At 71.5% G+C, this 13,418-nt stretch carries 12 protein-coding genes; 6 read left to right on the top strand and 6 right to left on the bottom strand.

The annotated features are described in order from the left end of the window. Nucleotides 1-161: 161 nt before the first annotated feature. The 5 genes from ABKW28_RS00695 to ABKW28_RS00675 all read left to right on the top strand — a co-directional run bounded on the left by ABKW28_RS00695 (nucleotide 162) and on the right by ABKW28_RS00675 (nucleotide 5,860). Entirely contained in the window at nucleotides 162-1,079 is a 918-nt protein-coding gene (locus ABKW28_RS00695) for a hypothetical protein (protein WP_348605638.1), read from the top strand. A gap of 139 nt (nucleotides 1,080-1,218) precedes the next feature. Further along, on the top strand, nucleotides 1,219-2,286 hold the full coding sequence (locus ABKW28_RS00690; RefSeq protein WP_348605636.1) for a glycosyltransferase: 1,068 nt from the start codon (nucleotides 1,219-1,221) through the stop codon (nucleotides 2,284-2,286). Between the two features lie 85 nt (nucleotides 2,287-2,371). Further along, complete coding sequence (locus ABKW28_RS00685) at nucleotides 2,372-3,079, top strand: succinate dehydrogenase cytochrome b subunit (protein ID WP_348605634.1); 708 nt, start codon at nucleotides 2,372-2,374, stop codon at nucleotides 3,077-3,079. Between the two features lie 13 nt (nucleotides 3,080-3,092). Then, nucleotides 3,093-5,120, top strand: coding sequence for a fumarate reductase/succinate dehydrogenase flavoprotein subunit (locus ABKW28_RS00680; RefSeq protein WP_341228779.1), 2,028 nt, complete (start codon nucleotides 3,093-3,095; stop codon nucleotides 5,118-5,120). Next, the gene (locus ABKW28_RS00675) at nucleotides 5,117-5,860 is read left to right on the top strand and encodes a succinate dehydrogenase/fumarate reductase iron-sulfur subunit (protein WP_341228780.1); all 744 of its coding nucleotides are present in this window, start codon (nucleotides 5,117-5,119) and stop codon (nucleotides 5,858-5,860) included. Before ABKW28_RS00680 ends, ABKW28_RS00675 begins: the two co-directional genes overlap by 4 nt. Before the next feature lie 9 nt (nucleotides 5,861-5,869). On the opposite strand, the gene ABKW28_RS00670 is transcribed toward ABKW28_RS00675, so the two are convergent. From ABKW28_RS00670 to ABKW28_RS00645, 6 genes are all read right to left on the bottom strand, one after another. After that, the gene (locus ABKW28_RS00670) at nucleotides 5,870-6,145 is read right to left on the bottom strand and encodes a hypothetical protein (protein ID WP_193667046.1); all 276 of its coding nucleotides are present in this window, start codon (nucleotides 6,143-6,145) and stop codon (nucleotides 5,870-5,872) included. 2 nt (nucleotides 6,146-6,147) lie between these two features. After that, complete coding sequence (locus ABKW28_RS00665) at nucleotides 6,148-7,173, bottom strand: YihY/virulence factor BrkB family protein (RefSeq protein WP_348605632.1); 1,026 nt, start codon at nucleotides 7,171-7,173, stop codon at nucleotides 6,148-6,150. Between the two features lie 3 nt (nucleotides 7,174-7,176). Beyond that, nucleotides 7,177-7,707: a 2'-5' RNA ligase family protein gene (locus tag ABKW28_RS00660; protein ID WP_348605630.1), complete on the bottom strand. Its 531-nt coding sequence runs from the start codon at nucleotides 7,705-7,707 to the stop codon at nucleotides 7,177-7,179. A gap of 17 nt (nucleotides 7,708-7,724) precedes the next feature. Next, nucleotides 7,725-8,789 (bottom strand): tryptophan--tRNA ligase, encoded by a 1,065-nt coding sequence (gene trpS, locus ABKW28_RS00655; RefSeq protein ID WP_348605628.1) that lies wholly within the window; start codon nucleotides 8,787-8,789, stop codon nucleotides 7,725-7,727. 72 nt (nucleotides 8,790-8,861) lie between these two features. After that, the gene (locus tag ABKW28_RS00650; protein ID WP_193667042.1) at nucleotides 8,862-10,064 is read right to left on the bottom strand and encodes an MFS transporter; all 1,203 of its coding nucleotides are present in this window, start codon (nucleotides 10,062-10,064) and stop codon (nucleotides 8,862-8,864) included. A 126-nt stretch (nucleotides 10,065-10,190) separates the two neighbouring features. Further along, on the bottom strand, nucleotides 10,191-12,401 hold the full coding sequence (locus ABKW28_RS00645) for an NADP-dependent isocitrate dehydrogenase (RefSeq protein ID WP_348605787.1): 2,211 nt from the start codon (nucleotides 12,399-12,401) through the stop codon (nucleotides 10,191-10,193). 153 nt (nucleotides 12,402-12,554) lie between these two features. Between ABKW28_RS00645 and ABKW28_RS00640 the strand changes: the two genes are divergently transcribed. Further along, nucleotides 12,555-13,418: aquaporin (locus tag ABKW28_RS00640; RefSeq protein WP_348605626.1), on the top strand; the 864-nt coding region annotated here is incomplete at its 3' end.

Raw genomic sequence — 13,418 nt, 5'->3', positions numbered from 1 at the left:
AGGGGCACCTGCCCTTGTCGTCTGTGACCACTCGGCTACACCAGCGTGCCCCCACCACCCGGTGAGCCACCATTTCTCCACGTACTCGCGGCGCGACCGGTCGATCCCCAGCGACAGGACCCGGGAAGGCGCCCGTCGTCGTTGCCGGGCAGCGTCAGGGCATGGACGAGGTGGTCGAGGTGCGCTTGGGCAGGACGCGGTCCAAGGAGTGGCAGCGGGTGGGCCACGGGGTGCACCGTCGCGTCGCGAGCACGGCGCCGTACGCCGACCTGCACGCCTGGCAGCAGGTCCTCCCGTCGTCGGCCGTCTTCAGCCACCTCAGTGCCGCGCAGGTCCACGGCTGGTGGTTGCCTCCCCTTCCGGACGAGTTCCCGGTCTTCGTCGCCATGCCACGGTCCGCCCCCCGCGTTCGGCGCCCGGAGCTGGTGGTGACCCGCCACCCGGCACCTCCGACCTCGGTCACCATCGACGCTCTCCGGGTGACGTCGCCCGCTGAGACGCTGGCGTCCTGCGCCCGGGACCTCGGCGTGCTCGATCTCGTGGTCCTTCTCGACGCGGCGCTGCGAGCCGGCACGACCAGGGAGGAGATCCTCGCCGCAGCCCGGCGCCGGCGTGGCTCCCCCCGCCTCCTGCGGGCCCTCGATCTCGCAGACCCGGCGTCGGAGTCAGCGTGGGAGAGCTTGCTGCGAGTCCTGCACGTCGTGTGCGAGGTCCCTGTGGTCAGCCAGCACGAGGTGCGGGACGAGCACGGCGGGTTCGTCGCCCGCGGCGACCTCTGGGTGGTGGGCAGCCGCAGCCTGCAGGAGTACGACGGCGGCGTCCACCTCGAGGCGGGGCAGTACGCCGACGACCGACGCCGCGAGCGAAGGCTGGGTGACGTGGGCTGGCGGCGCAACGGCTACACGTCGGGCGACGTCCTGCACCGCGCCGTCAGCATCCTGCGCGCGGCGGACGAGGCGCTCGGACGTCAGCACGACCCCGAGCGGATCCGGGCCTGGCACGACCTGTTGAAGTGCTCCCTCTTCAGCGCGGCGGGCACTCGAGCGCTGGTCAAGACCTGGCGACCCGACCTCAGCTGACGCAGTGGTCACGAACGACGGTTCCGAGCTGGGCTCCCCTGTCGTTCGTGACCACTCGGACGCCGCCGGTCACGTGGCGTTCGTCTGGTCGTCACCGCGGTGTGGCCGGGGGGCCCGGCGGGGGGTGGAGGGTGGCGGCGTGCGGATCCTGCTGGTGACCGAGACCTTCTTCCCGGCGAGCGACGCGACCACCACGACCGTCAAGGCGCTGGCCGACCGGTTGATCGACCGCGGCCACGAGGTCCGGTTCGTGGCGCCCGCGCCGGGGCTGCGCTGCTACCGGGGCAGCGCGGTGGTGCGGATCAGCCCGCTGGCGCAGCCCGGCGCCCAGGTGCGCGCCGCCGTCGACGGCTTCGGTCCCGACGTCGTGGTCGCCACCAGCCCCGCCACCACCCCCGGTGGCCTGGGCCGCAAGGCGCTCAAGCACGCCCGTGCCGCGGGGGTGCGCACCGTGGTCCTGCAGCAGCAGCCGGTGCCCGACCTGGCCTGGGACTACTGGCGCACCCGGGTCGCCGACCGCGCCGACACGGTGGTGGTGACCGCGTCGTGGATGTCGGCGCGGCTGGAGTCGTTGGGGGTGCGCACGACCACCTGGCTGCCCGGCGTCGACACCGACGCCTTCACCCCGGCCCTGCGCGACGAGTGGCTGCACCGGCACTGGTCGCGGGCGTCGTCGAAGGACGGCCCGCTGGTCGTGGTGGCGTTCGTGGGCAGCCTGCACAAGCGTCACGGCGTACGACGGCTCGCGGCGCTGGCGCAGGTGCCCGGCATCCGGCCGGTCGTCATCGGCGAGGGCCCGCAGCGCGAGTGGCTGCGCAGCCGGCTGCCCGGCGCCAAGCTCACCGGCACCCTGGCCACCGGCGACCTCGCGGTGGCGCTGGCCAGCACCGACCTGGTGGTCCACCCCGGCGAGGCGCAGACCTGCGCGCACGTGCTGCGCGAGGCCGCCGCCAGCGGGGTGCCGGTCGTGGCGCCGCGCGCCGGAGGTGCCCTCGAGGTGGTGCGCCACCTCGAGACGGGCGCGCTGCACGAGCCCGGCGACGCCCACGCCCTGGCCCGCGCGGTGGCGGCCGTGGCCGCCGACCCGCACCGCTCCCTGCTCGGCGCACGCGCCCGGGAGCTGGCCACGCAGCGCACCTGGGCGGTCGCCGTCGACGAGCTCGAGACGCTGCTCCGCCCCGGGGCCGGGGCCAGGGCAGCGGGTTAGGGTACCCTCACCCAGCAGTACGCAAGCCCCGAAGGGGCATTTGTCACACTCCCGGCGACCGAACGTCCGTGCGCCGAGAGGTAACGTGACCGCCGTGGCAACCTCGACTCTCGTCAGAGGAGCGCGCGCTTCGCGCTCGACGATCACCCTGAAGATCATGATGGCTGGCAGCGGAGCGCTGTTCATCCTCTACGTGCTCGCGCACATGTACGGCAACCTGAAGGCGTTCTCGGGAGAGAGCGCCTTCAACGAGTACGCCGAGCACCTGCGCGAGCTGGGCGAGCCGATGCTCCCCTACTCCGGCTTCCTGTGGGTGTTCCGCGCGGCGCTGATCATCGCGCTCGTGGTGCACGTCTACGCCGCGGTCGTGCTGTGGAAGCGCGCCCAGGCGGCCCGGCCGGTCAAGTACGAGGTGAGCAAGCGCCGCAACTCCTCCCTCTCCTCGCGCACCATGCGCTGGGGCGGGCTGACGCTGCTGCTCTTCCTGGTCTGGCACCTGCTGAACTTCACGATCGTCAAGGTCAACCCGACCGGTGGGGAGACCAACAACCCCTACCAGCTGATGGTCGACACCTTCGGCGTGTGGTGGATGACGCTGATCTACCTCGCCGCGATGGCCGCCCTCGGCCTGCACCTGCACCACGGCACCTTCAGCGCCGCCCAGACGCTCGGCTGGACCAACACCGCCGCGTCCCGCACCCGCGCCCGCACCGCCGGCTGGGTGCTGGCGGTCGTGGTCGCCGGCGGCTTCTCGCTGGTGCCCCTCTTCACGCTCTTCGGCGTCATCGACTAAGGGAGATCGACTCATGGCATCCACCGCAGACGTCAGCGGCCTGACCGTCCTCAACGGCCCTCCCGAGCAGCGCTCCGACGACGCCCACGGCTACTACACGCCGGCGCCCGAGAAGCTCGTCGACGCGAAGGCGCCCACCGGCCTGATCAAGGACCGCTGGACCACCCGCAAGATGGACAACCGGCTGGTCAACCCGGCCAACCGCCGCAAGCTCGACATCATCATCGTGGGCACCGGTCTGGCCGGCGGCGCCGCCGCGGCCACCCTCGGCGAGGCCGGCTACAACGTGAAGTCCTTCTGCTACCAGGACTCCCCGCGCCGGGCGCACTCGATCGCCGCCCAGGGCGGCATCAACGCGGCCAAGAACTACAAGGAGGACGGCGACTCCACCTACCGCCTCTTCTACGACACCGTGAAGGGCGGCGACTACCGCTCGCGCGAGTCGAACGTCTACCGCCTGGCCGAGGTCAGCGCCAACATCATCGACCAGTGCGTCGCCCAGGGCGTTCCCTTCGCCCGCGACTACGGCGGCCTGCTCGACAACCGCTCCTTCGGCGGCGTGCAGGTCTCGCGCACCTTCTACGCCCGCGGGCAGACCGGCCAGCAGCTGCTGATCGGCGCCTACCAGGCCATGGAGCGCCAGGTCGCGGCCGGCACCGTCACCCAGTACACCCGCCACGAGATGCTCGAGGTCATCGTCGTCGACGGCAAGGCGCGCGGGATCATCGCCCGCGACCTGGTCACCGGCGAGATCGAGACCCACCTGGCCGACGTGGTCGTGCTGGCCTCCGGCGGCTACGGCAACGTCTTCTACCTCTCCACCAACGCGATGGGCTCCAACGTCACCGCGTCGTGGCGCGCGCACCGCAAGGGCGCCTACATGGCCAACCCCTGCTACACGCAGATCCACCCCACGTGCATCCCGGTCTCCGGCGACCACCAGTCGAAGCTGACGCTGATGTCGGAGTCGCTGCGCAACGACGGCCGGATCTGGGTGCCGAAGAACAAGGAGGACTGCACCAAGGACCCGCGCGACATCCCCGAGGAGGACCGCGACTACTACCTGGAGCGGATCTACCCCTCGTTCGGCAACCTGGTGCCCCGCGACATCGCCTCGCGCCAGGCCAAGAACATGTGCGACGAGGGTCGCGGCGTGGGCCCGATGGTCGGCGACTTCCGTCGCGGCGTCTACCTCGACTTCGCCGACGCGATCGCCCGCCTGGGCGAGGACGCGGTGCGCGAGAAGTACGACAACCTCTTCGACATGTACGAGCGGATCACGGGTGAGAACCCCTACCAGGTCCCGATGCGGATCTACCCCGCCGTGCACTACGTCATGGGCGGCCTGTGGGTCGACTACGACCTGCAGTCCAACATCCCGGGCCTCTTCGTGACCGGCGAGGCGAACTTCTCCGACCACGGCGCCAACCGCCTCGGCGCCTCGGCGCTGATGCAGGGCCTGGCCGACGGCTACTTCGTGCTGCCGAACACCATCCGCGACTACCTCGCCGACGGCCCGTTCGAGCAGGTCGACGAGTCGCACCCGGCCGTGGTCGAGGCGCGCACCTCGGTGGAGGAGCGCATCGACAAGTTCCTCTCGATCGGCGGCTCCCGCTCGGCCGACTCCTTCCACAAGGAGCTCGGCAACATCATGTGGGAGTACTGCGGCATGGAGCGCTCCGAGGAGGGCCTGCGCAAGGCCATCGACATGATCCGCGAGCTCAAGGCGGAGTTCTGGAGCAACCTGAAGGTGCTCGGCACCGCCGACTCCCTCAACCAGAGCCTCGAGAAGGCCGGTCGCGTCATCGACTTCATCGAGCTCGGTGAGCTGATGTGCATCGACGCGCTGAACCGCCGCGAGTCGTGCGGTGGCCACTTCCGCGCGGAGTCGCAGACCGAGGACGGCGAGGCGCTGCGCCACGACGAGGAGTTCGCCTACGTCGCGGCCTGGGAGTTCGGCGGCGAGGGCGGCCAGCCCGTGCTGCACAAGGAAGACCTGATCTACACCGCCATCGAGATGAAGCAGCGGAGCTACAAGTGAACCTCACTCTCAAGATCTGGCGTCAGAAGGACGCCCAGTCGTCCGGCTCGATGCAGTCGTACGCCGTCGAGGGCATCTCGGAGGACATGTCGTTCCTGGAGATGCTCGACACCCTCAACGAGCAGCTCAACGAGCGCGGCGAGGAGCCGATCGCCTTCGACCACGACTGCCGCGAGGGCATCTGCGGGTCCTGCGACCTGATGATCAACGGCCAGGCGCACGGCCCGGAGGTCACCACGACCTGCCAGCTGCACATGCGCTCGTTCTCCGACGGCCAGACGATCACCATCGAGCCGTGGCGCGCGGGTGCGTTCCCGGTCGTCAAGGACCTGATCGTCGACCGCTCGGCCTTCGACCGGATCATCCAGTCCGGCGGCTACATCTCGGTCAACACCGGCTCGGCCCCCGAGGCCAACTCGGTGCCGGCCCCGCGTGACAAGGCCATGCGTGCCTTCAACGTCGCCACCTGCATCGGCTGCGGCGCCTGCGTCGCGGCCTGCCCCAACGGCTCGGCCTCGCTGTTCCTGGGCGCGAAGATCACCCACCTCGGCGAGCTCCCGCAGGGCCAGCCCGAGCGGATGGGCCGGGTGGCCAGCATGGTCGCCCAGCACGACGCCGAGGGCTTCGGCGGCTGCACCAACATCGGCGAGTGCACCGCCGCCTGCCCCAAGGAGATCCCGCTCGACGTGATCTCGCAGCTCAACAAGGACCTGCGCGACGCCCTGCGCGCGGGGTACTGAGCAGCAGCGCTACTCCTGACGCCCCGTCTGCCCGGCCTCGGCCGGGGAGGCGGGGCGTTCGGCGTCGCGGACCGCGCGCAGCACCCGCAGGCCCCACACGGTGAAGACGACGGCGAGCGCCACGTTGACCACGATCAGGCCGGTGTGGGCCACCCAGTAGCCGCCTGGGCGCTCCTCCCCAGCCGACCACGCGTTCCACAGGTTCCGCGCGAACATGGCCCAGCTGTAGTAGCCCCAGCCCGCGACGGCCAGCAGAAACCAGCCGTGCTTGCGCTCGAACCGCACGCTCAGCCCCTCCCGCGGTCTCGAAGACGCCGCAGCAGCCCCCGCCGGGGACCTGGTTCCGGCTGCGCCGGGGCCGCGCTGGCGACCAGCACGGCCATCGCGTCGGGGCCGCTGGGCAGCGCCGGGCCCTGCACGGGGGCGGGCTCGTCGTCGGGGCGCAGCGCGCGGGCCTCGGGCGAGGTGTGCGCGAAGGCGGCGGCGTAGAGCACCACCCGGCTGAAGTAGTTGATCCACACCACCAGCACCAGCGCGATGCCGAAGGCCTGGAAGGCGGGCTGGCCCTGCGTGGCGGCGATCAGCTTGCTCGAGAGCTGCTTGAGCACCTCGAAGAGCACGGCACCGAGCAGCGAGGCCCTGACGAGCGAGATCCGTGGGGCCCGCGGCTGGCCCAGCAGCCGGAACATGGTGAAGAACAGCAGCGCGTTGGCCATCAGGCCCAGCACCACGGTGATCAGCACGACGAGCCAGGCCAGCTCCTCGCCGAGCCCGACCCAGCCGAGGATCTCCTCGGAGAACGAGGCGACCAGCCCCGTCACCGCGACCGCCACCAGCAGCGTCAGCCCGATCACGGCCAGCGTCATCAGGTCGCGCAGCTTGCCCATCACGAAGTTGGGGATCGCCTGCTCGGGCGGCTCGAAGACCGCGAAGAGCGCCAGGCGCAACGCCGAGATCCAGCCCAGGCCCGAGTAGAGGACACCCAGGAAGCCGGCCACACCGGCGAGGCCGGTGAAGGTGCGGAAGTCCGCGAGCTCGAGCTGGCCCTCCCCGGTGCCGATGATGCCCGGGAAGAGGGACTGGATCGCCTCCACGAGCGTCTGGTTGGCATCGGGCCAGACCTCGGAGACCACGCCGACGACGAAGAAGGACAGCGCGAGGATCGGGAAGAACGACAGGAACGCGAAGTAGGTGATCGCGCCGGCGTGCTGGCTGGCCCGCGCCTCGCCGTAGTGCGCCTGCATCCGCACCAGGTGGTCGACGAGCGGGCGTTGCTCACGGACGTCGCTGGCCCGCTCCTTGAGGGAGGTCACGGCTCACTCCTGCCCGTGGGGGCTCTCGGCGAGCGGGAACTCACGTGTCGGCTGCCAGCCGTGCTGGTGGTCGTGGACGTAGAGGTGGAAGGCGTCGACGTCGAAGCGGCACTCGAAGCGGGCGAGGTCTTCGAAGACCTCGTCGAGCACCGGGTCGTCGAGCTCGTGGGCCACCGTCACGTGCGGGTGGTAGGGGAAGGAGAGCTCGATGTCGAGCGGGCCGCGGCGTACGGCGCCGGCCAGCTGCTCGCAGCCGGCGATGCCCTCGGCGACGGCCACGAAGACCACGGGCGAGACCGGGCGGAAGGTGCCGGTGCCGCGCAGTCGGACCACGAACGGATCGACCACGGCCGCGGCCTGGGCGAGGTGCTGCTCGACGTCGGGCACCGCCTCGGCGTCGACCTCGGTCGGCGGGACGAGCGTGATGTGGGTCGGGATCTGGGTGGCGGTGGTGTCACCGATGGCGGTGCGGTAGTCCTGCAGCTCGCTCCCCCAGGGCTCGGGGATGGCGACGGCGACTCCGATCGTGACCACGCCTGCGACCCTAGCGGTCACGAGGTGCGGCTCGGTGCCACGAACCCGACGCGCTGGTAGACGTCGCGCAGGGTGGCCTCGGCGACCGCGCCGGCCTGCTCGGCGCCGCGGCGGAGCACGTCGCTGAGGTGGGCCTGGTCGTCGAGCAGCTCGAGGGTCTTGTCGCGGAACGGCGTCACCACGTCGACCACCACCTCGGCGAGGTCCTTCTTGAGGTCGCCGTAGCCGCGGCCGGCGTACTGCTCGACGAGGTCGGCCACGCCCTCGCCGGTCAGGGCCGAGTAGATGGTGAGCAGGTTGCTCACGCCCGGCTTGGCCTCGCGGTCAAAGCGGATCTCGTTGTCGGAGTCGGTGACGGCGGAGCGGATCTTCTTCGCGCTGACCGACGGCTGGTCGAGCAGGTCGATGATGCCGGCGGCCGACGAGGCCGACTTCGACATCTTGGCCGTGGGCTCCTGCAGGTCGGCGATCTTGGCGGTCGCCTTGAGGATGTAGGGCTCGGGCAGCCGGAAGGTCTTCTTGTAGCGGTGGTTGAAGCGCTGCGCGAGGTCGCGGGTCAGCTCGAGGTGCTGGCGCTGGTCCTCGCCCACGGGCACGAAGTGCGGGCGGTAGAGCAGGATGTCGGCGGCCTGGAGGACGGGGTAGGTGAACAGCCCGACGCTGGCCGCGCCCTCGCCGCCCTTGGCGGACTTGTCCTTGAACTGGGTCATCCGGCGCGCCTCGCCGAAGCCGGTCAGGCACTGCAGCACCCAGCCGAGCTGGGCGTGGGCCGGCACCTGGCTCTGCACGAAGATCGCGGAGCGCTCGGGGTCGATGCCCATGGCCAGCAGCTGGGCGGCCGCGCGCAGGGTCCGCTCGCGCAGCACCTTGGGGTCCTGCTCGACGGTGATCGCGTGCAGGTCGGCGATGAAGAAGAACGGCTGGTGGTCGTGCTGCAGGCCCACCCACTGGCGCAGGGCGCCCAGGTAGTTGCCGAAGTGGAAGGAGTCGGCCGTCGGCTGGATGCCCGAGAGCACCCGCGGTCGGGCACCCGAGGGCGGTGCTGCCGGCACGGACACCTCGGGCTGGGTGGTGGCTGCCATGGCGCCATTCTCCCCGACTGCCGCCACACCCGCGGGGCCGGGGTCGACGCCCCGGGCCGCTGGTCGTGGGGGCTAGTCGGCGAGCAGGTGGGCGCGGCGCGCCAGGACCAGCACGACCAGGCCGGCGAGCGCGAGCCCGGCGCCCACGACCAGCGGCGCGCGCAGGCCGTAGCCGGCCGCGATCACCAGGCCGCCGAGCCAGGCGCCGAGGGCGTTGCCGATGTTGAGGCTGGCGTGGCTCATCGCCGCACCCAGGGTCTGGGCGTGCTCGGCGGCGTCCATCAGCCGGGCCATGAAGCCCAGCGCCAGCACCGAGCCGATGACGGTGACCAGGAAGCCGGCCAGCACCGCCCACCAGCCGGTGGGGGCGAGCACGAAGTAGAGCATCAGCGCCAGCGCGAGGCCCACGGCAGCACCGCGCAGCGACTTCTCGATCGACCAGTCGACGAGCCGGCCGGCGACCACGTTGCCCACGACCATGCCGACGCCCAGGACGAGCAGGAAGACCGCGACGGCCGACTCGGGCAGGCCGCCGACGTCGGTGGTGATCGGCGCGATGTAGGAGACCAGGGCGAAGAGGCCGCCGAAGCCGATCGCGCCGGCCCCGACGGCGTACCAGAGCTGGGGGTGGCGCAGCGCGGCCAGCTCGCGCCGACCGGTGGCGCTCGCGTCACCGGGGGTGCTGGGCACGAAGGCCAGGATCAGCACGACGGTGAGCACCGAGACCAGCCCGACCGCGACGTACGCCGCGCGCCAGCCGTAGGCCTGGCCGAGCAGGGTCGCGGCGGGGACACCCGCCAGGTTGGCGACCGGGATGCCCATCATCACCAGCGCCAGGGCGCGCCCGCGCCGCTCGGGGCTGACCATGCCGGAGGCCACCAGCGCCGAGACGCCGAAGTAGGCGCCGTGCGGCAGGCCGTCGAGGAAGCGCACGAAGGCCAGCAGGCCGTAGTGGGAGACGGCCGCGCTGAGCAGGTTGAGCACCGCGTAGGCGACCATCAGCCACACCAGCAGGGCGCGCCGGGGCAGCCGCGCCCCCAGGGCCGCCAGGGTCGGGGCGCCGACGACCACGCCGAGGGCGTACGCCGAGATCAGGTGGCCGGCCTGCGGGATGGTGACCCCGATGCCGCCCGCGATCTGGGGCAGCAGGCCCATCGTGACGAACTCGGTGGTGCCGATGGCGAAGCCACCGGTGGCCAGGGCCACCACGGCCAGCACGAAGCGGGCGCGGGTCACCGGCTCGGCGGCCGGGGCGGCCTGGGCGAGAGCAGTCATGCGAGGGACTTCCGAGACGTGGGAGGGCGGGTCACCATGGTCCAACACCGCCATGGTTTACCGCTATTCCACGACGAGCCCCGGACCGTGGCCGGTCCGGGGCTCGTGCGGGGTGGTGCGGGTGGCTCAGAGCGAGGCGAGCGCCTCGTTGAGCGTGCTCGAGGGACGCATCACCTTGTCGGCCTTCTCGTCGACGGGCTGGTAGTAGCCGCCGACGTCGGCCGGGCTGCCCTGCACGCCGTTGAGCTCGGAGACGATGGCCTCCTCCGCGGCGGCCAGCTTCTCCGCCAGCGGCTTGAACGCGGCCGCCAGGTCGGCGTCGACGTCCTGCTTCGCCAGCTCCTGGGCCCAGTAGAGCGCCAGGTAGAAGTGCGAGCCGCGGTTGTCGATGCCACCGATCTTGCGGGTCGGGGACTTGTCCTCCTCCAGGAACGTCGCGGTCGCGGCGTCGAGGGTGTCGGCCAGGACCTGCGCGCCGCGGTTGTCGGCGTACCCGGCGAGGTGCTCGAAGGAGGCGGCCAGCGCGAAGAACTCGCCCAGGCTGTCCCAGCGCAGGTAGTTCTCCTCGATGAGCTGCTGCACGTGCTTGGGCGCCGACCCGCCGGCACCGGTCTCGAAGAGGCCGCCACCGTTCATTAGCGGGACGATCGAGAGCATCTTCGCCGACGTGCCGACCTCGAGGATCGGGAACAGGTCGGTGTTGTAGTCGCGCAGCACGTTGCCGGTCACCGAGATGGTGTCCTCGCCGCGGCGGATGCGCTCGACGGAGTACGTCGTCGCCTCGGCCGGGGCCATCACCTCGATGGTCAACCCGTCGGTGTCGTGGTCCTGGAGGTAGGTGCGGACCTTCTCGATGAGGTTCGCGTCGTGGGCGCGGGTCTCGTCGAGCCAGAACACGGCCGGCGAGCCGCTGGCGCGGGCCCGGGTCACGGCCAGCTTGACCCAGTCGCGGATCGGCTCGTCCTTGGTCTGGCAGGCGCGCCAGATGTCGCCCGGCTCGACCACGTGGGAGGTGAGGACCTCGCCGGCGCCGCTGCGCACCTCGACGGTGCCCGCGGCCGGGATCTCGAAGGTCTTGTCGTGCGAGCCGTACTCCTCGGCCTTGCGGGCCATCAGGCCCACGTTGGGCACCGAGCCCATGGTCGAGGGGTCGTAGGCGCCGTTGGCCTTGCAGTCCTCGATCACCGCGGCGTAGACCCCGGCGTAGGAGGAGTCGGGGATGACCGCCAGGCAGTCGTCCTCCTGGCCGTCGGGACCCCACATGTGGCCGCCGATGCGGATCATCGCCGGCATCGAGGCGTCGATGATGACGTCGGAGGGCACGTGCAGGTTGGTGATGCCCTTGCGGTCGTCGACCATGGCCATCCGCGGGCCCTCGGCCAGGCCCTGCTCGACGGAGGCCTTGATCGCCTCGCCGTCGGCCAGCTGGTCGAGCGAGGACATCAGGGCGCCGAGGCCGTCGTTGGGCGAGATGCCCGCGGCGGCCAGCTGCTCGCCGTACTGCTCGAAGAGGGTGGGGAAGAACGCCTGCACGGCGTGGCCGAAGACGATCGGGTCGGAGACCTTCATCATCGTGGCCTTGAGGTGCACCGAGAAGAGCACGTCGTCGGCCTTGGCGCGGGCGATCTGCTCGGTCAGGAAGCGGCGCAGCGCGGCGACGCTCATGAAGGTGGAGTCGACGACCTCGCCGGCCTCGACGGGCAGGGCGTCCTTGAGCACGGTCTCGGTGCCGTCGGCGCCGACGTGCACGATCGAGAGGATGTCGGGCGACTCGATGACCACCGACTGCTCGTTGGAGCGGAAGTCGCCGCCGTCCATGGTGGCCACGGCGGTCTTGGAGTCGCTCTTCCACTCGCCCATGCGGTGGGGGTACTTCTTGGCGTAGCCCTTGACCGCGGCGGGCGCACGGCGGTCGGAGTTGCCCTCGCGCAGGACCGGGTTGACCGCGGAGCCCTTGACCTTGTCGTACTTGGCCCGGGCGCCCTTCTCCTCGTCGTTCTGCGGGTTCTCGGGGTAGGCCGGCAGGTCGTAGCCCTTCTCCTGCAGCTCCTTGATCGCGGCCTTGAGCTGCGGGGTGGAGGCGGAGATGTTGGGCAGCTTGATGATGTTGGCCTCGGGCTTGGTGGCCAGCTCGCCGAGCTCGGCGAGGTGGTCGCCGATGCGCTGCTCCTCGGTGAGGCGCTCGGGGAACTGCGCGAGGATGCGGCCGGCCAGCGAGATGTCGCGGGTCTCGACCTCGACGCCCGCCTTCGCGGCGTACGCCTGGATGATCGGCAGGAAGGAGTAGGTCGCCAGCAGCGGCGCCTCGTCCGTGTGGGTGTAGATGATGGTGGCCATGGTGCGGGGCGACTCCTCGGCGATCGAGTGCAAGTGATTTCTTGACGTCAAGATACCTGACCGCGCGCCGCGCGATCCGTCCCCACCCTCGCAGCCGGGGGCTCACCCGGCAACGCCCCTCGGGGCGACCTCCGCGGCACTAGTCTCCTGCCCATGAGCGAGCTCGGCGCCACCCCCACCACCGCACAGAAGGCCGCGGCCGAGGCCATCGGGACGTTCGTCCTGGTGCTCCTCGGCTGCGGCTCGATCGTCTACGCCCGCGAGGTGGGCGCGATCAGCACGACCACCACCATCGCCCTGGCCTTCGGGCTGGCGATGGTGGTGATGGTCCACGCCTTCGGGCGGGTCTCCGGCGGCCACTTCAACCCGGCCACCACCCTGGCGACGGCGCTGAGCGGGCGGCTCGCCTGGCGCGAGGTGCCGGCGTACGTCGGTGCGCAGCTGGCGGGCGCCGTCGCCGGCGCCGCGGTGCTGCTGGGGCTGGCGCAGGGGTTCGCGGGCTTCGAGGCGGGCAGCGGGCTGGCCCAGAACTCGTTCGGCGACCAGGGCAGCGGGTACGCCGCCTGGGCGGCCTTCACGCTCGAGATGCTGCTGACCGCGGTCGTCGTCGGGGTGGTGCTGGCCGCGACCGACGCACGCCAGGAGCACCGCGCGCTGGCGCCGGTGGTGATCGGGCTGAGCCTGGCGGCCGGCTACTTCGTCGCGCTGCCGGCCACCGGCGCCTCGCTCAACCCGGCCCGCTCGATCGGCCCGGGCCTGCTCTCGGGGACCGACGCGGTGCTCCAGCTGTGGCTCTTCGTGCTGGCCCCGCTGCTCGGGGCGGCGGTGGCCGGGCTGGCCTACCCGATGATCTTCGGGCACGACGCCGAGCCGGTCGCCGGGTCGGGCGTGCCGCGGCGGGCCAGGCCGGTCAGGCGGGCCAGCAGGCGCCGATCATCCAGGACGGCTGGCAGTGGGACCCGGTGGCCCACCAGTGGCGCCCGCTCGACCAGGCGCCGCCCGCGCGTCGCGCGGGCG

This window comes from Nocardioides sp. 31GB23 (assembly GCF_040012395.1).
Lineage (GTDB): Bacteria > Actinomycetota > Actinomycetes > Propionibacteriales > Nocardioidaceae > Nocardioides > Nocardioides salarius.
The sequence above is the reverse complement of the archived record's forward strand: the minus strand, read 5'-3'. Positions and strand labels throughout refer to the sequence as shown.